The organism is Bacillus sp. CFBP9009 (genome assembly GCF_036541465.1).
Classification (GTDB): domain Bacteria; phylum Bacillota; class Bacilli; order Bacillales; family DSM-1321; genus Peribacillus.
In genome coordinates, this window is the sequence record NZ_JAZHFU010000006.1 from 176,990 (window position 1) to 193,145 (window position 16,156).

General features: G+C 41.3%; 18 protein-coding genes. 15 read left to right on the forward strand and 3 right to left on the reverse strand.

From position 1 onward, the window contains the following. The first annotated feature begins 109 nt into the window (after nt 1-109). Complete coding sequence (locus tag V3595_RS17015; RefSeq protein ID WP_485908481.1) at nt 110-286, forward strand: hypothetical protein; 177 nt, start codon at nt 110-112, stop codon at nt 284-286. A 91-nt stretch (nt 287-377) separates the two neighbouring features. Beyond that, on the forward strand, nt 378-1,571 hold the full coding sequence (locus tag V3595_RS17020) for a M14 family metallopeptidase (protein ID WP_485908482.1): 1,194 nt from the start codon (nt 378-380) through the stop codon (nt 1,569-1,571). 439 nt (nt 1,572-2,010) lie between these two features. On the opposite strand, the gene V3595_RS17025 is transcribed toward V3595_RS17020, so the two are convergent. Further along, nucleotides 2,011-2,337: a hypothetical protein gene (locus V3595_RS17025; protein ID WP_241663268.1), complete on the reverse strand. Its 327-nt coding sequence runs from the start codon at nt 2,335-2,337 to the stop codon at nt 2,011-2,013. A gap of 276 nt (nt 2,338-2,613) precedes the next feature. Between V3595_RS17025 and purT the strand changes: the two genes are divergently transcribed. The 10 genes from purT to rpsN all read left to right on the forward strand — a co-directional run bounded on the left by purT (nt 2,614) and on the right by rpsN (nt 10,793). Continuing rightward, a complete protein-coding gene (gene purT / locus V3595_RS17030; protein WP_402903896.1) occupies nt 2,614-3,771 on the forward strand; it encodes a phosphoribosylglycinamide formyltransferase 2 in 1,158 nt (385 codons plus the stop codon). Nucleotides 3,772-4,242: 471 nt separating this feature from the next. Then, nucleotides 4,243-5,610 carry an alkaline phosphatase gene (locus V3595_RS17035; protein ID WP_485908483.1) on the forward strand — a complete coding sequence of 456 codons (1,368 nt, stop codon included), beginning with the start codon at nt 4,243-4,245 and terminating at the stop codon, nt 5,608-5,610. Nucleotides 5,611-5,630: 20 nt separating this feature from the next. Next, the gene (locus V3595_RS17040) at nt 5,631-6,278 is read left to right on the forward strand and encodes a DUF4352 domain-containing protein (protein WP_485908484.1); all 648 of its coding nucleotides are present in this window, start codon (nt 5,631-5,633) and stop codon (nt 6,276-6,278) included. Nucleotides 6,279-6,381: 103 nt separating this feature from the next. Continuing rightward, nucleotides 6,382-6,534 (forward strand): YpzG family protein, encoded by a 153-nt coding sequence (locus V3595_RS17045; protein ID WP_283899230.1) that lies wholly within the window; start codon nt 6,382-6,384, stop codon nt 6,532-6,534. Between the two features lie 207 nt (nt 6,535-6,741). Continuing rightward, nucleotides 6,742-7,122, forward strand: coding sequence for a nucleotide excision repair endonuclease (locus V3595_RS17050; RefSeq protein WP_170946990.1), 381 nt, complete (start codon nt 6,742-6,744; stop codon nt 7,120-7,122). A 154-nt stretch (nt 7,123-7,276) separates the two neighbouring features. Then, on the forward strand, nt 7,277-7,447 hold the full coding sequence (locus V3595_RS17055; RefSeq protein ID WP_485908485.1) for a hypothetical protein: 171 nt from the start codon (nt 7,277-7,279) through the stop codon (nt 7,445-7,447). 436 nt (nt 7,448-7,883) lie between these two features. Beyond that, nucleotides 7,884-9,077 carry a GTP-binding protein gene (locus V3595_RS17060; protein ID WP_485908486.1) on the forward strand — a complete coding sequence of 398 codons (1,194 nt, stop codon included), beginning with the start codon at nt 7,884-7,886 and terminating at the stop codon, nt 9,075-9,077. A 22-nt stretch (nt 9,078-9,099) separates the two neighbouring features. Beyond that, nucleotides 9,100-9,249 (forward strand): 50S ribosomal protein L33, encoded by a 150-nt coding sequence (gene rpmG, locus V3595_RS17065; protein ID WP_034310390.1) that lies wholly within the window; start codon nt 9,100-9,102, stop codon nt 9,247-9,249. Between the two features lie 66 nt (nt 9,250-9,315). Continuing rightward, nucleotides 9,316-10,485, forward strand: a complete 1,170-nt coding sequence (locus V3595_RS17070) for a SidA/IucD/PvdA family monooxygenase (RefSeq protein ID WP_485908487.1) — start codon at nt 9,316-9,318, stop codon at nt 10,483-10,485. A gap of 38 nt (nt 10,486-10,523) precedes the next feature. Further along, nucleotides 10,524-10,793: a 30S ribosomal protein S14 gene (rpsN, locus tag V3595_RS17075; protein ID WP_350300407.1), complete on the forward strand. Its 270-nt coding sequence runs from the start codon at nt 10,524-10,526 to the stop codon at nt 10,791-10,793. A gap of 131 nt (nt 10,794-10,924) precedes the next feature. On the opposite strand, the gene V3595_RS17080 is transcribed toward rpsN, so the two are convergent. Both V3595_RS17080 and V3595_RS17085 read right to left on the reverse strand, forming a co-directional pair. Continuing rightward, nucleotides 10,925-12,568, reverse strand: a complete 1,644-nt coding sequence (locus V3595_RS17080; protein ID WP_485908534.1) for an alkaline phosphatase — start codon at nt 12,566-12,568, stop codon at nt 10,925-10,927. A 170-nt stretch (nt 12,569-12,738) separates the two neighbouring features. Continuing rightward, nucleotides 12,739-13,125, reverse strand: coding sequence for a VOC family protein (locus V3595_RS17085; protein ID WP_485908488.1), 387 nt, complete (start codon nt 13,123-13,125; stop codon nt 12,739-12,741). 320 nt (nt 13,126-13,445) lie between these two features. On the opposite strand from V3595_RS17085, the gene V3595_RS17090 reads away from it, so the two are divergent. The 3 genes from V3595_RS17090 (at nt 13,446) to V3595_RS17100 (ending at nt 16,139) form a co-directional block, all read left to right on the forward strand. Continuing rightward, a complete protein-coding gene (locus V3595_RS17090; RefSeq protein WP_137020263.1) occupies nt 13,446-13,715 on the forward strand; it encodes a DUF1292 domain-containing protein in 270 nt (89 codons plus the stop codon). A 382-nt stretch (nt 13,716-14,097) separates the two neighbouring features. Continuing rightward, nucleotides 14,098-14,526, forward strand: coding sequence for a cell wall hydrolase (locus V3595_RS17095; RefSeq protein ID WP_137020264.1), 429 nt, complete (start codon nt 14,098-14,100; stop codon nt 14,524-14,526). A 146-nt stretch (nt 14,527-14,672) separates the two neighbouring features. Then, a complete protein-coding gene (locus V3595_RS17100) occupies nt 14,673-16,139 on the forward strand; it encodes a PAS domain-containing sensor histidine kinase (protein WP_485908489.1) in 1,467 nt (488 codons plus the stop codon). Nucleotides 16,140-16,156 lie beyond the last annotated feature (17 nt).

The following is a 16,156-nucleotide window of genomic DNA, read 5'->3' on the forward strand; positions in this document are numbered from 1 at the left end:
GGAAGTCATGCTGTCAGATTAGTTGGGGGCCAGTTACTTAGATTATCGGTAAAGGGTGGAATTAATGACTAGTAAAAAGAATCGGGATAAAGTAGGCAGTCCAATTTAATTGCCTCACAAGTTATCCGACATTCGCTTGAAGCATCTGGGCTGGGTCAAAGAAGAAGATCGTATGGTGAAATTCAAAAGATATCGGGAATTAGACCCAGAAGGTACGTATGGAAGCACTGAGCAATACCTAAGCATTCTGGATGATGCCCCCAATTTGGTTCGTTTTGAGGAGTGACTTTTATATAATCATGAAGTCCAGAAAGGTCAGGGCGCGTTGGCAATAATTAAATCGAGTCAGCATACATTTGATTAAGAGGAGGTGCAGTATGGACGTTTTTGTGCGGCAGAATGATTCCTTGTGGTATTATAGCCAATTATTCAAGGTGAATTACCAACTTATCATTGATTCCAATAGTGGGATTGATCCACTTGGGCTTATGATTGGCCAACAAATCAAAATTCCTGGCTTTACGACGACCGGCTATAGTATTAAGCAAGGCGATTCGTTATGGGCAATTGCCAGATCACGTAATCTTTCATTGGATGCCCTATTTTTGACTAACCCCAATCTCAACCCGAATGCCCTGCAAGTCGGTCAGACAATTTCTGTGCCATTAAGGATTACGTGGAGGCTAATTCAAGGAAATCGGGAATATGATTATGAGACGATGATGACCGATGTAAGACGTTTGAAAACTATCTATCCATTTATTAAAACCTCCCCCATCGGGGACTCGGTGCTTGAAAGGGATATCCCCGAAGTGCTGATTGGGAATGGTAACAAACGAGTTCACTATAATGGTTCCTTTCATGCGAATGAGTGGATAACGACGCCTGTGATCATGACCTTTTTAAATGATTATTTACTCGCAATCACGAATCAGGCTGACATCCGCGGTCTATCTCTGTTTCCCTTTTATCAACAGACGATGCTGTCGATCGTCCCAATGGTGAATCCGGACGGAGTGGAGTTGGTTCTGAAAGGCCCGCCTGCTGATGAGTCATTGAGAGGACGGCTCGTGGAATGGAATAATGGCAGCGAAGACTTCTCTGGCTGGAAAGCCAATATTAACGGGGTGGATCTGAATGATCAATTTCCCGCCAAATGGGAACTGGAGCAAGCTCGCAATAATGTAACGGAGCCAGGTCCGGCAAATTATCCAGGGGAAGGGCCGCTTACACAGCCAGAGGCTATTGCTATGTCAGAGTTGACAAAAAAACGTGATTTTGGCAAAGTCCTTGCTTTCCACACCCAAGGAGAGGTCATTTATTGGGGGTTTGAAGGTTTGGAACCACCCGAGTCAGAAACGATAGTCAATGAGTTTGCGAGGGTCAGTGGATATGAGCCTGTCAAATCCGCCGGTAGTTACGCAGGGTATAAGGATTGGTACATTCAGGATTGGCGCAGGCCGGGGTTTACCGTGGAGCTGGGCAAAGGAACGAATCCTCTTCCAATATCACAGTTTGATGAAATTTATCAGAAGTCGCTTGGAATTTTCTTAGCAGGGTTATATATGTGAAATTTGACCAGATGAAAAAGCTCAACTCCGTTTCCATGGGGTAGAGCTTTTTAGTCTTATAAACTATTAGACTTGAAACGATGAGGGCTGCTGCAAAAAATAAGTAAAGTTATGCTTTACTTATAGATTGCATGATTAACTCGCTTTTTAGCCTAAAATTAACGGACATTCTCCATGTCCCAGTAATATTGCAGCCCCTACCAAAAGGATTCTAATAGTTTTGCGGTAAAGAAGATTAACTTCCTTAGCGCTAGTATTGGCCCCACCTACGCCAGATACTTTGACGGCCACGCATGCCATCCAACCTAATTTCATTATAATAGAAAGCGCTTACATTTACAAAAATAATCGTATTGCAAATTTCGACATTCGCATAAGTGTCCCTTACCAGTAGGAGGTGAATGGGCATTTTACTGATAAGGGCCTTATAAGATTCAGGTTAATCTGCAATGAATTCCTGCAACTTTTGCTTTAGGCCACCATTGCCGAATTTAATGAACTTTGTTTTTCCGGCATCTTGTTCAGGGGTAGAAGCGAATTCCAAAAAGGCTAAAAGGTTGATCCGGCGGTAAAGGATATGGACAATGCCATATTCATAGAACCAATGATCGATCGTGTTGTAAATCCCTCTATTCAGTCGATATTGCTGCTGGCACCAATGGAAAAATATTCTGTCCGGCAGATTAAGGTACTCCATATTTTCTAAGCCCCCATTTTGCTTCTCATTCATGATAGGGGAAATAATCCGTAGCGATTCCTTTTGCATAGTGTAATCCTCCCTCATTGATAAAAACGAAAAAACCCCCTATCCTTGTTGAATAGAGAGCCTCCAGTGAACTAGTCAGCTTATATATTTTCCTTATATAAAAGTAGCATAAAACATATTAATCCAATTTGTCAAGTTGGTATTCGGAATACTTGAAATAGATATGTTTACTCTATATTTTCTGAGTGAATTGATTGAAAATACGAATAAATATTTATGTTTATTCGTTTATAGTTCGTATATAATGATTTTGACGAATTAAGGAGGAGAGACTGAATGTATAAATCAAAAAAGATTTTATTATTGGGCTCAGGTGAATTGGGGAAAGAGGTCATACTTGAAGCACAGCGGCTTGGTGTCGAGACCGTTGCTGTAGACCGCTATGAACATGCCCCTGCCATGCAAGTCGCTCATCGCAGTTATGTGATCGATATGCTGGATGCGGAACAACTAAGGGGAGTTGTAGAAAAAGAACAACCCGATTTGATTGTGCCGGAAATCGAGGCCATCGCTACATCCGAATTAGTCAAGTTGGAAGAGGAAGGCTTTCATGTCATTCCGACGGCAAGAGCGGCTAAATTGACTATGGATCGTGAAGGAATCAGGAGATTGGCTTCTGAAACTCTGGAGATTCCGACCGCAGCCTACAAATTCGCCGATACATATGAAGAATTTGTCCAAGCTGCCAAGGAAGTTGGCTTTCCCAATGTCGTCAAACCGCTGATGAGTTCTTCAGGTAAAGGACAAAGTGTGTGCCGCACGGAAGGTGACCTGGAGGATTGCTGGAAAATCGCGATGGAAGGCGGCCGGGTTCAAAATGGACGGGTGATCATTGAAGAATTTATCCGTTTTGATTCGGAAATCACGCTGCTTACTGTCCGGGCTGTAAATGGTACCATGTTTTGTGCTCCAATCGGCCATATTCAGCAGGGCGGGGATTATATTGAATCCTGGCAGCCGCATAATATGACTGAAGCGCAAATAATGGAAGCGAAAAAAATTGCCCATGCCATTACGGATGAACTTGGTGGGTACGGATTATTCGGGGTTGAGCTTTTCCTCTCAGGGGATAAAGTCTATTTCAGTGAAGTTTCCCCACGTCCGCATGATACGGGGCTAGTGACATTAGTGACTCAGAATTTGTCCGAGTTTGCCCTTCATATTCGGGCGATTCTAGGATTCCCCATCCCGGAAATCAAGCTGATCAGCCCAGGTGCCAGCCGTCCATTAAAAGCTCAAGAAGAGTTATCGGAATATTCTATAGTCGGTGTTGAAAAGGCTTTGGCTTTACCTAATACACAAGTGCGTCTTTTCGGAAAACCTGTTACAAAGGCAGGTAGAAGGGTGGCAGTCGCCCTGTCATCTGCCGATTCAATCGAGGTGGCGAGAGTGAATGCAGCCCGTGCTTTGGAATGTTTAGTTGTAGAGAAATAATAGTGAAAAAAGCGCTCTTTGAATGGAGCGTTTCAGTCAGTCGCGAAAAGGGAGCGGATTTCTGAAAACGACTGGAACGTTATTAAAGAAAAAAACTGTAGGTATCGGATTTGTCTACAGTCTGACTCTGAAGCATCCTGATTGGATGCTTTATTTTCTTTTCCCCTTTAGCACTTTTAAAATCCTAACAAATGACCCCGATTTGAAGACATTGATTGTAAAGAACCCTGTTCAAGATCACTTACCCACGTTGGTGTTAACCAAATCTTTTTCATTCCTCTAAAGCCTGTAAAATGCCCCCACTCCTGAATAACCAACAACTTCATAAAAGTGCATACAATTTCGTGACATTGCTGCCTTTACCATGTCTTAACAATTATCCTGTTGCTTTTTTACATAGCCTTGACATTGAGTTCATTTTCTTCACCTATAGTTAAATTAAATAGATAACATTAACGGGAGGTCATTCATTTGAATCGCACATGGAGTAAAAAGGTTTTACCAATCACGCTCGTTTCTGCATTAGCATTTGGAAGTTTATCATGGTCCGCTGCGGATCGTGTTTCGGCAAAGGGTAACCCAAATAAAGAACCAGAAATCAAGAACGTGATTTTCCTGATCGGTGACGGCATGGGTGTTTCCTATACCTCCGCTTACCGGTATTTAAAAGATAACCCTGGTACGAAGGTGGCAGAACGGACAGAGTTTGATAAATATTTGGTTGGCCAGCAGATGACTTACCCAGAAGACTCTGCACAAAATATCACGGATTCAGCTTCAGCCGCAACGGCAATGTCTGCCGGAGTGAAGACTTATAACGCTGCCATTGCAGTGGATAATGATAAATCCGAAGTTAAAACCGTATTGGAAGCAGCAAAGGAAAAAGGAAAAGCGACGGGATTGGTTGCCACTTCAGAAATCACTCATGCTACACCTGCATCTTTTGGCGCCCATGATGAAAATCGGAAAAACATGAATTCAATCGCAGACGATTATTATAATGACTTAATCAAGGGCAAACATAAAATTGACGTCCTATTGGGCGGTGGGAAGTCCAATTTTGTCCGGCCTGATGTCAATTTGGCGAAAGCCTTCGAAAAAGACGGTTACAGTTATGTGACTGATAAAAATCAAATGCTTAAGGACAAAAATGAACAGGTCCTTGGTTTATTCGCTTCTGAAGGACTCCCGAAAATGATTGACCGCCCAAGTGAAACGCCTTCTTTGTCAGACATGACAAGTTCGGCGATCCAGCGCTTGAATAAAGATAAAGATGGATTCTTCCTTATGGTCGAGGGAAGCCAGGTCGATTGGGCCGGACATGATAATGATATCGTAGGTGCAATGAGTGAAATGGAAGACTTTGAAAAAGCATACAAAGCGGCCATGGAATTTGCGAAGAAAGACAAACATACCTTAGTGGTGGCTACTGCGGATCACTCTACAGGAGGATTTTCGATCGGAGCCAAAGGAATATATAACTGGTATGGTGAACCGATCAAGGCAGCCAAACGCACCCCTGACTTCATGGCGGATGCCATCGTCAAAGGGGCCGATGTTGAAAAGACTTTAAAGCAATATATTAACCAAAATGAAGTGAAGCTAACTGACGATGAAATCAAAACGGTAACAGAAGCTGCCAAATCAAAAAATGTGACGAATGTCGATAATGCCATCGAAGCTATATTCGATAACCGGACCAATACTGCCTGGACTACTGGGGGACATACGGGTGAAGATGTTCCAGTCTACGCATACGGGCCATATAAAGAACGTTTTGCCGGGCAAGTCGATAACACGGATCAAGCCAAAATCATTTTTGAGCTATTAAAGAAATAATGACTTCAGGGAGGGATTCAATGAACAGACTGATGATTGGTGCCCTGTTATTAACGGCATTTGGTGCTCTAAATACCCAACCAGCTTACGAAGAAGCAACGACAGCTAAAGAAAAAACAGAGGAAATTGCACGACCACTGGAAAAAAAGGATGTCTATGTTCCGAATCCACAGCTTCCTGATGATATAAAATTGAACCGGATCGGTCAGAACGTTTCCGATGCCAAAGGCGAATTAACTTTGAAGGCATATAAAAAAGTGAATGAAACGTTGAATGTTGGCCCGATCGAGGTTAAAGTCAAAGAAATGAAAGTGATGCATGCCACTCCGGATTACAGCATGATCGATTTCTTTCACGGCTATACGCATGATGAAGATTTCGATATCGTAAAAGTGAACGTGGAAATCAAAAACAATACGGATAAGAAAATTAAGTTTTCCCCCGTTGCTTTCCTTGAGACGGACAGAGGAGAACATCTGACATGGGAAGATGAGATCTACTTAGAAGAACTTACTGGTGAAATAGAAGGAAACGGTTCAAAAAGCGGAAACATTGGTTTCATTTTAAATGATGGAAACATTAAGGGCATATCCCTCATGACAAGTGATGCGGTGGATGAAGAAGGGGAAGTCCTTGCAAAAGGCAAGTCAGCTGAATTCGCTTTTTAAAGAATATGTATAAATGCCTTGGAAAAATAAAATACTAGAACAAGTGATGGGAATTACTATCACTGAACGGAATATCCAAATCCTAATGATGAGGTGACACAGAATGAGCTATAAAGATCAATTAGATCCACATTCTCAAAAGTTTCACCATAATTGGACAAGACCTAAGCGTTCAAATTCTCAAGTAAATGGCCATACGGTAGAATCACAAACAAACATTATACTAAGAAGCAATGCAAAGGCTCACAGGTGGTAACGGATATTTCCGACAAAGAAGGAGGCTCTCAGTGAGTCTTCTTCTTTATATTTAATCCAGAATCATCTAAAACCAATCAAGGCATACATGGCTTTTCATTCATAATTATGATACCATTTACCTTTAAGATTAAAGTGATGAGCTTGGCGTGAAACCGGAGTTTTGATTCCGATTGAAAGTTTCACCTTATACAAATAGAGGACGTGAATTGTAATGATTAAAATTGAAATCCCTGCAGCGGATATAAGCATCAAACAAAGAAAGCAAGTTATAGAAGGAGACGAAGCTGTCATTCCTGAAATTTACGGGTTTATCGATTTTCATTTGATTCCCCGTGATAAAGGCGGCATCATCTTGTTTTACAATGAAAACGATGAGCTGATTTTTGTCGGTAAAGCTCGTAAATTAAGACCAAGGGTCAAGAAGCATTTCGAGGATAATGTATCTCCGATTAAAGAGCATCGTAATGAAGTCAAGAAAATTGACATTCTTTTAGTCGAAGATGCTATGGAACGTGAAATTTATGAAACGTACATGATCAATAAACTTCATGCTAAATACAACGTCGACAAAGTGTTTTATAAATAAGAAACACCTATGAAAAGCTGACTGCATATGCACTCAGCTTTTTTGTGTTTACATATGTACAAAAATAATTTCGTACATTTACAGCAGCTACATGTTAGGTTAACAATGCTGGTTTATATTTAGAGTATTCCAATACATTCTCAGGAGGAAGCTATTGAAGAAAATACTTTGTAAAAAGGTGTTAGTTATCTCGATCGGGACAGTGATTGCCTTTGGGAATTTAACGTGGTCCGTATCACAAGCTTCTAAACTGGCGAAACAGAGAGAGATTGAAACTTTTGAACAAAAGAGAGTAACATCTTCAGGGTGGGAAATGGCGGAATAAGCAAAGTAACCAATAATTTTTTTCTCGATTTGCAACAAAGAAAATGAAAAATGTATTGGATAATGAAACGTTGTTGATGATCAGCTGCTTGTCAATATGGAAGTAGAGGTACAATAAATGATAAAACTGCAATGGAGGTTCGTTACACGTGAAGTTATGTGTGATTGGGCTTCCATTTAATTTTTGTTTTAAGTTTCATTAAGAATGTCAGCACCTTTCATTTATCCGTGAGTGCACATGCTGCAGTGTCGGAGCAATCGTGATTACATTTGTTCAGGAAAAGTATTCGGAGGCAATTTTGAAAAAAACTTGCAAATAGTAATGATTACGTTTTATTATTAAAGAGTGTTTTTGCATGGGTGATGGCTTCGGTATTTAAATCGTAATGATTTTGATTTAAGCGCAGCAAAGAAATCAGGTAAAGGAGTGGTAAGGGATGGAGATGAAGAAAATTCCGGTTACGGTATTGAGTGGATACCTTGGTGCGGGAAAGACGACGCTTTTGAATCATATTCTTGAAAATCGGAATGACCTAAAGGTTGCCGTCATCGTTAATGATATGAGTGAAATCAATATTGATGCTTCGCTGGTCAAACAGGGAGGGTTTACCCGGACGGATGAAAAACTGGTGGAAATGCAGAATGGCTGCATTTGCTGTACGCTTCGTGAGGATTTGATGATTGAAGTGGAGAAATTGGCGAAACAAGGGGACATTGATTACATCGTGATTGAATCGACTGGGATAAGCGAACCGGTACCTGTAGCCCAGACCTTTACCTATGTTGATGAAAGCATGGGAATTGATTTATCTGAATATTGCCGGCTTGATACGATGGTCACCGTTGTTGATGGGTATAACTTTTGGCAAGACTTCACTTCCGGAGAAACACTTATTGACAGGATGCAGGCAACTGATGCTGCCGATGGCAGGGAAGTGGTCGATCTATTAATAGATCAGATAGAGTTCGCCAATGTCATCCTGTTAAATAAAATCGATCTAATGGACGCTGACGCCGTTGAGGAATTAAAAGCGGTTCTTCATAAAATGAATGCGAATGCGAGGATCATCGAAACGAATCATTCCAAGGTGCCGCTAAAGGATGTATTGAATACACATTTATTTGATTTTGAAGTGGCAAGCCAAGGGGCTGGCTGGATAAAGGAATTGAATGAAGAGCATATCCCGGAGACCCTGGAGTACGGGATTTCATCCTTCGTTTACAGAAGGCAAATACCGTTTCATCCCGAGAGGCTGATGGAGTGGTTAGAAAACTGGCCCGTACAAGTGGTAAGGGCAAAGGGCTTCCTTTGGCTGGCATCGAGAAATGATACGGCAGGTTTGCTATCGCAGGCAGGACCGTCATTAACTTTACAAGCCGCCGGTAAATGGATCGCAGCATACCCTGAGGATGAACAGCGCCAAATTTTAAAGGAAGCACCTGAATTATTGGAACGGTGGAATGAAGTATACGGTGACAGGATGACGGAGCTGGTGATGATCGGCATTCAAATGAATCAACAGGAAATCGAAACTGAATTAGATCAATGCTTATTGACGGAAAAAGAGTTGCAGCAGGATTGGTCTTTGTATGAAGATCGATTGCCTGCATTTACGGAAAGCGTTCATTAAAAAACTTTAGGAGGAAATAAAAATGAGAGTAAACATTACGTTAGCATGCACAGAATCAGGGGATCGCAATTATATCACAACGAAAAACAAGCGGAATAACCCGGACAGGATCGAATTGAAGAAGTACTGCCCGCGATTAAAGAAACACACGCTTCACCGTGAAACGAAGTAATTTTGAGGTTTAAATCGTAATGATTATGTTTTATTGAAGAGGATGGATATAAAAGGAGTGAAGTTCATGTTGGAATGGATCATTATTGGCGGAGGCATTCAAGGGATGACAATGGCGGCATTTTTACTTAAGTCAGGAAAAACGACAGTGGACCAGCTGGCGATTGTGGATAGAAATGAAGAACCATTGGCAAGATGGAAGCATTGTACGGAAGTCATTTCAATGCCATATTTACGTTCACCATCCGTACATCATCTGGATGTAAATCCATTCAGCCTGCAGAAATATGTGGAAAAAGCAGACTGGAACAATAACTTTTACGGCCAATATAAGCGGCCATCCCTACAATCCTTCAATGAACATTGTGTTCACTTGGCTGATGATTTATCCATTAAGCAGGCATGGGTGCAAGGGGAAGTCACCTCTGCTTGCAAAACGGGACAGGGCTGGGAAATCCAATTGCAAAACAAGCGACGGCTTTTAGGACAAAAACTTGTGATTTCAATTGGTATTGGTGAACAGCCTTATTGGCCTGATTGGGCACAGCAATTAAAACAAAAGCATGAGGGTTCCGTTTATCACATATTCGATGAAAATATTCCGGAGCTGACACAATTAAAAGGACCAATCACGATCATTGGGGGAGGCATATCTTCTATCCATCTTGCTTTGAAGCTGAGTAATATCTATCCCCAAGACGTAACTCTACTAAAGCGGCATCCTTTTAGAATTCATGATTTCGACAGTGATCCTGGTTGGTTGGGGCCGAAAAAACAGCGTCCTTTCCGTGCTATAACAAGCTATCAAAAAAGACGCGAGACCATTATCCAGGCCCGTAATAAGGGTTCCATACCACCTGACTTACATAGAGCGCTGATGAATCAGGTTAAACAGGGATTATTGCGTGTCATGGATGAAGAAGTGATAAGCGCTTTGTGGAGGGACGGGCATATTAGCCTCAGGGATAAAAACGAAAAGCTCATTCAACAAACAGGGACGATCCTTTTAGCGACCGGCTTTAAGTCATCAATGCCAGGGAAGGATTGGCTGACTCCAGTCATCCGGTCGCATGATTTACGCTGTGCGGAATGTGGTTATCCGATTGTATCGCAGTCGTTGCAGTGGGGACCTGGTTTATATGTCACGGGCGCATTGGCTGAACTTGAAATGGGACCGATTTCGAGGAATATATCGGGAGCAAGACAGGCAGCAGAACGAATTGTGAATAGTTTATAGATTTTATAAAATCAAGATTTTTAAAAAGGAGAATTAAAATGGCGAAAAAATCCAAGGTGATAAAAGCGGAAAAACAGCTGGCAATGGTCGAAAAGTATGCAAAACTTAGAAAGGAATTGAAGGAGAAAGGGGATTATGCCGCATTGGCCAAACTCCCTCGTGACTCTTCGCCGACAAGGGTTCACAATCGTTGTGGAGTAACGGGAAGGCCCCGTGGATATATGCGCAAATTCAACATGTCACGTATCGTTTTTAGAGAACTTGCTCATAAAGGGCAACTGCCGGGTGTCAAAAAGTCAAGCTGGTGAAGCGGGGAGAAGAAAGGTGATTTAAGGATTAAAGTCTTTCATTAGAAGAGATCAAGTACTGCAGAGTTCATTCATAAGAAAAGGAGCCCTTGTTAAACAAGGGCTCCTACATCATTATAAAGAAGTGTTGCTTACTTGACTGCCTTTAATGCTTGTTCAGATATATAGAAGTCTTTTCCGTTGTAAACGGTGATAGCATTTATTTCCTTTTGTTTAGTGGATTTAGGAGTCTTGCTGATAACGATATTCTTATTTGCAGGCAACTCCACTTTTTGCTGCCCCTTTTTCGCTACGAAAACTGGGTTATTCGGGTCTGTCACATCAATACGGGTAGAATATCCTTTTTTCTCAAAGGAATCTTTAGCATTCATGTATAGTTTGTTCGATAATTTTTGTAAATCAAAGCCCATGAATTCGGCCATTTTTTTAGGGAGATCTGTATTCTCCACTAATCCAGTCGGTTTTGAAGGGCCATAAGAATATAGGAAAACATCTTCCCCTGTATGACCGCCTGTTGTAAAGCCAATGTTGGCACGGTTAGCAAGCATCTTTGTCATTTCAGCACCTACGTTTTTAGAAGAGGTAAGTTTTGCTGATTCTTCAGATGTCAGATCACCAAGTCCATACAGTGCTGCAACTTCTTTTAGATTGGAATGATCTGGTTTCAACTTACTTAAAGCTCCTTCAACAGTCATCTTCGCTTTCTTTAATGGATCGATATAGGCTGATACGGGTGTTTCCGGGTAGGAGGAGTTCGTGTTTACGTTACCCATTGTAATTCCGCTGTTCCCATGGTCCGTTACAGCAATGACCATCGTGTTTCCGTCATTTTTTGCAAACTTAAGGGCTTCGTTCACTGCATCATCAAAAGCTAAAGTATCACTAATCATTCCAATCGTGTCGTTTCCGTGAGCAGCCCAGTCAATCTTGCTTCCTTCGACAAATAAGAAGAAGCCATCTTTATCTTTTTTCAAGGTTTTAAGGGCTTTATTGGTCATTTCAGCTAAAGTTGGCTCACTTGGCTTTGTTGTTTTACGATCTAAATCATATGCCAGGGCACTTGGTGCAAAGCTTCCCCAAATTTTATTCGATTTAGAGTTTAACAGCTCGTCACGGGTTTCAACAAAATCATATTTGTCTTCATCAAGCACTTCCAAAAGGTTTTCTCCATCAATTCTTGCATTTTTTGTTTTACCTGGTAAAAGGGATTCCTTGCCCCCTCCCAAAACGACGTCAATCCCCTGATAAACCTGCTGTTCCGCAATATCACCATAATTGCTTCGATGTGTCACGTGAGCGGAGAAGCCTGCGGGTGTAGCATGCTGGATTTCAGATGTAGAAATGATGCCAGTAGCCTTTCCGGCTTGTTTCGCACCCTCCAAAACGTTAGCGACTGGTTTATGGGCATTTTTCGGATTAACCGGATCGAGCCCTGGAGAATTAACGATGGCTGGCAGGACACCGACAAATTTATCATTGGATTTATTTCCTGTCGCAAGCGCTGTTGCTGCAGGAGCTGAGTCAGTAATGGCCGATTCAGCAGAGTATGTACGCATGCCGCCTGAAAGCATTTCATCCATGGCTAGATTATCGCCTTTATACCACCTTGAAAGGGTTGTGGCTCCTGTGCTTGTGCCATCCATCACCATCATGATGACGTTTGTTGGTTCTTTTTTCTTGTTTTTTGCCTGAACATCTTCCTTCATTGTTGATATACCCAGTGATGAAATGGCTACCGCTCCCGCTAACGTAATTCCTGCTACCTTTTTGCTCATTTTCCCCAAAATGCATACCTCCAAAAATATTATTACTTTTAGGATAAATGCAGTATATTAAGAAATTACTTCAGTTAAGTAAAGAAAGGTTTTTTATCTGTAAATTTTGCTAAAATATTGAAAAAGCATACTAAAGCAGAAGTCTCTAAGACTCTGCTTTAGTATGCTTTTTACCTTTGGAAAAATTCAATCCACTCTTTTTCCGGTCCATATACGTAGAAATAGCGATAACCATTTGGAAGGGTGACGATCTCTTCATCAATCAACTCGGTGTTATCCAAGCTTTTGATCCGGGCATATTCTTCTTCGATATCATCCACAGTAATGGCAAAATGGTGGATCGTTGCTTCGGATGGCAGTGTGTCGCTATATCCCTGAATCAATTCTATTTCTGTTTCATCCGACTCTTCGTAACCCAGGAATACCAGTTCGATTACCCCATTAGTATGAGTCATGCGTGCTTTTAATTTTAAATCCAGCACATCTTGATAAAAGGCGATGGATTTTTCAAGATCTTTTACAACAACGCCAATGTGATCGACCCTCTTCACAGCCAAGAAATCTTCCTCCTCATTAAATCCAGATTTAATTTGCTAATATTAGTATATATAAGATTATTCGGAATTAAATTACATTTTTATAGCCGTTTTTAGATAATTTTTTAAATGATGGTAAAAAAGGAAAGTGTTGGTAAATAATGAAAAATGACAAAATGGCTTATGGGATAATACTTTTCTTCCATAATATCTATTGATTGATTCTTTTCATGTAAGAATGAAATTTAACATTTTCCAAGGCAAAAATTTGTTTCTAAATGGAATAGTAGATATACTATGGAAACAACTCCATTATTAATGGATATGAGAGGAGAGGTAGTATGGGAAAAATTCGTGAAGGTGAAATTTTCACCCTTACTGATGACAGTGATGAAGGCCATGAAGTTGAGGTTTTAGGTTCATTGGATGTAGAAGGAACGGAATATGTTGCAGTAGGTTTGCTTGAAGATATTGAAGAGGATACAGATGAAGATATCGATATTTTCTTTTTCAGGGTCGAAGGCGAAGGTGAACTGCTCGATATCGAATCGGATGAAGAGTTCGAAAAGGTATCATTGGCGTTTGAAGCTGCATTTGAAGCGAAAGAATGACAAGATAAAAAGACGGCACAATGTGTGCGGCCTCAGTTTGCAGACAAAAAGGTTTCGGAATGACACCATTCCGAACCTTTTTGAGTTAAGCGAGTGCCTGAAGGCAAATTGTACAAAACCTTAAAAACTGTAGATAAACTCGACTTTCATCGAGTTTGTCTACAGTCCGAGACGCACAATATGTGCCGCCTTTTTTATATGTATAAAGAAAGTATTGGCCCCGCCTTCGCCAAATACCATGATAGCCACGCGTGCTATCCAGCCTTACTTAAGTATAGGGTTGTATTATTGATAGGACGTGTACTCCATATGAAGATTTTGTTAATAAACGGAGTATTTTTCCATCTCCGAGGCATAGGATAAAAAAAGTGGAGGTGATGGAATGGCCGTTGTAAAGCACACTGATGCCGATATAGCCTTATTGGCAAGATTGCTTAGGGCGGAAGGCGAGGGCGAAGGTGATCAGGGAATGTTGATGATCGGTAATGTAGGGATCAATCGGATTAGGTCGAATTGTTCCGATTTCAAAGGGCTGAGGACGATTCCAGACATGATCTATCAGGAGCATGCCTTCGAAGCTGTACAGAAGGGGTATTTTTATCAGCGGGCAAGGGACAGGGAAAAAAGGCTTGCACGCCGCAGTGTAAATGGTGAAAGGATATGGCCCTCGAAATTTAGCCTATGGTACTTCAGGCCACCAGGAGATTGTCCGGCAACCTGGTATAATCAGCCGCTGGTTGGACGTTTCAAGCTCCATTGCTTTTATGAACCAACAGGTACAGAATGTCCAAATATTTATAATACATTTTAAGAAAGAGGCTGAACTTATGGGGGTTTGGCCTCTTTGTGTATCAATCCTTAAGTTGGAAAAATCATATGATAAAACTGGCAAATGATTTACTGATACTGTAAAATTGAGACTGTAAATTTCCGGATAAGAAAGGAATAAAAAAATTGATGAGTAAAAGGCTTATTAATTATGGACAAGGGCAAATGGGGGAACAGCCGGAGGATAATACCGAGAAATTTAAGTCTTTCATGGAGAACAACCCGGACGCCATTTCCATTGTTGATCTGGAAGGAAAGACCCTTCAAGTGAATGCAGCTTTTGAAGAGTTTTTCGGTTGGACGAATGATGAGCTCATAGGCATGCCGTTTCCAATTATTCCTGATTTCTTGAAGGAGTCAGTCAATGAATTGCATGACCAGATTAAGGCAGGGGTACAAAGGAAAGGCTTTGAAACGGTCAGGTTAAGGAAGGATGGCCAGTTAATCGATGTAAGCATTTCCCTGTTCAATATCCGTAATGATGAAAATGAGCCGTGTGCACTCGTTTTCGTTTATCGGGACATCACGAATCAAAAACTTGCTGAAGCTGCCTTGAAGGAAAGTGAGCAAAGGTATCGCAGTTTAGTTGAGGTGTCACCTGAAGCGATTTTTGTACATCGCAATGGGATAATAGAGTATATGAATCCCATGGGGGCAAAAATGCTTGGGATGGATAGTGTGGAAGATATTATCGGTAAATCGGTTTTTCAGTTCGTTCACCTGGAGTCCCGGGAAAGTGTACAAAAAAGAATCGAGATCATGAGGGACGATCATCAGGCGGTTGGATTACTGGAACAAAAGTTCATTCGACTTGACGGACAAGTATTTTATGGAGAAACACTCGGTCTTCCGATTATATATAAAGGTCAACCGGCCATACAGGTATTTTGCAGGGATATTACGGAGCGTAAAAAGACCGAAGAGCTGCTCTGTAAATCCAATATGTTATCGGCGGTAGGACAGATGGCTGCGGGCATCGCACATGAAATAAGAAATCCATTAACTACGGTCAAAGGATTTTTACAATTATTAAGGGAAGACCCTGAGCAAAAGGACTATCTTGAAATGATGGTCAGTGAAGTAGAAAAAATCGAAAACCTGGCCAATGAGTTTTTAAGTTTAGCAGAGCCTGAAGCGAAGGTTTGTGAATTCATTCAGCTTAACGATATATTGGATAGTGTGATTACTTTAGCCGAGTTTCAAGCGATATTGAATGATGTCAAAATCATCAAGGAATATAATGCGGATTCGGCATCTGTCTTTGGCGAACCGAATCAGTTAAAACAAGTATTCACGAATGTCGTCAATAATGCGATAGAAGCCATGCCGAATGGCGGCAAACTTCATATACAGTTAAACCATGAAGGTGACTCTGCAATGATCCGGTTCATTGATCAAGGCTGCGGAATCTCAAATGAGCGCATGAAGCATCTAGGCCAGCCTTTTTATAGCACATCTGAAAAAGGAACAGGGTTTGGGCTCATGGTCAGCACTAAAATCATCCATGAGCATAATGGGGAAATTCATTTCAGCAGCGAAGTGGGACAAGGGACGATTGTAGATATCAGTCTCCCTATCAATGAAAGTTCACAATGAAAAGTGACGAGAAGCCA

What these genes read in the sequence shown, in the direction of transcription:
- V3595_RS17040 (WP_485908484.1), top strand. Translation starts at nt 5,631, where the DNA reads ATGAACAGACTGATGATTGGTGCCCTGTTATTAACGGCATTTGGTGCT.
- rpmG (WP_034310390.1), top strand. Translation starts at nt 9,100, where the DNA reads ATGAGAGTAAACATTACGTTAGCATGCACAGAATCAGGGGATCGCAAT.
- rpsN (WP_350300407.1), top strand. Translation starts at nt 10,524, where the DNA reads ATGGCGAAAAAATCCAAGGTGATAAAAGCGGAAAAACAGCTGGCAATG.
- V3595_RS17060 (WP_485908486.1), top strand. Translation starts at nt 7,884, where the DNA reads ATGGAGATGAAGAAAATTCCGGTTACGGTATTGAGTGGATACCTTGGT.
- V3595_RS17045 (WP_283899230.1), top strand. Translation starts at nt 6,382, where the DNA reads ATGAGCTATAAAGATCAATTAGATCCACATTCTCAAAAGTTTCACCAT.
- V3595_RS17095 (WP_137020264.1), top strand. Translation starts at nt 14,098, where the DNA reads ATGGCCGTTGTAAAGCACACTGATGCCGATATAGCCTTATTGGCAAGA.
- V3595_RS17020 (WP_485908482.1), top strand. Translation starts at nt 378, where the DNA reads ATGGACGTTTTTGTGCGGCAGAATGATTCCTTGTGGTATTATAGCCAA.
- V3595_RS17080 (WP_485908534.1), bottom strand. Translation starts at nt 12,568, where the DNA reads ATGAGCAAAAAGGTAGCAGGAATTACGTTAGCGGGAGCGGTAGCCATT.
- purT (WP_402903896.1), top strand. Translation starts at nt 2,614, where the DNA reads ATGTATAAATCAAAAAAGATTTTATTATTGGGCTCAGGTGAATTGGGG.
- V3595_RS17025 (WP_241663268.1), bottom strand. Translation starts at nt 2,337, where the DNA reads ATGCAAAAGGAATCGCTACGGATTATTTCCCCTATCATGAATGAGAAG.
- V3595_RS17090 (WP_137020263.1), top strand. Translation starts at nt 13,446, where the DNA reads ATGGGAAAAATTCGTGAAGGTGAAATTTTCACCCTTACTGATGACAGT.
- V3595_RS17070 (WP_485908487.1), top strand. Translation starts at nt 9,316, where the DNA reads ATGTTGGAATGGATCATTATTGGCGGAGGCATTCAAGGGATGACAATG.
- V3595_RS17100 (WP_485908489.1), top strand. Translation starts at nt 14,673, where the DNA reads ATGAGTAAAAGGCTTATTAATTATGGACAAGGGCAAATGGGGGAACAG.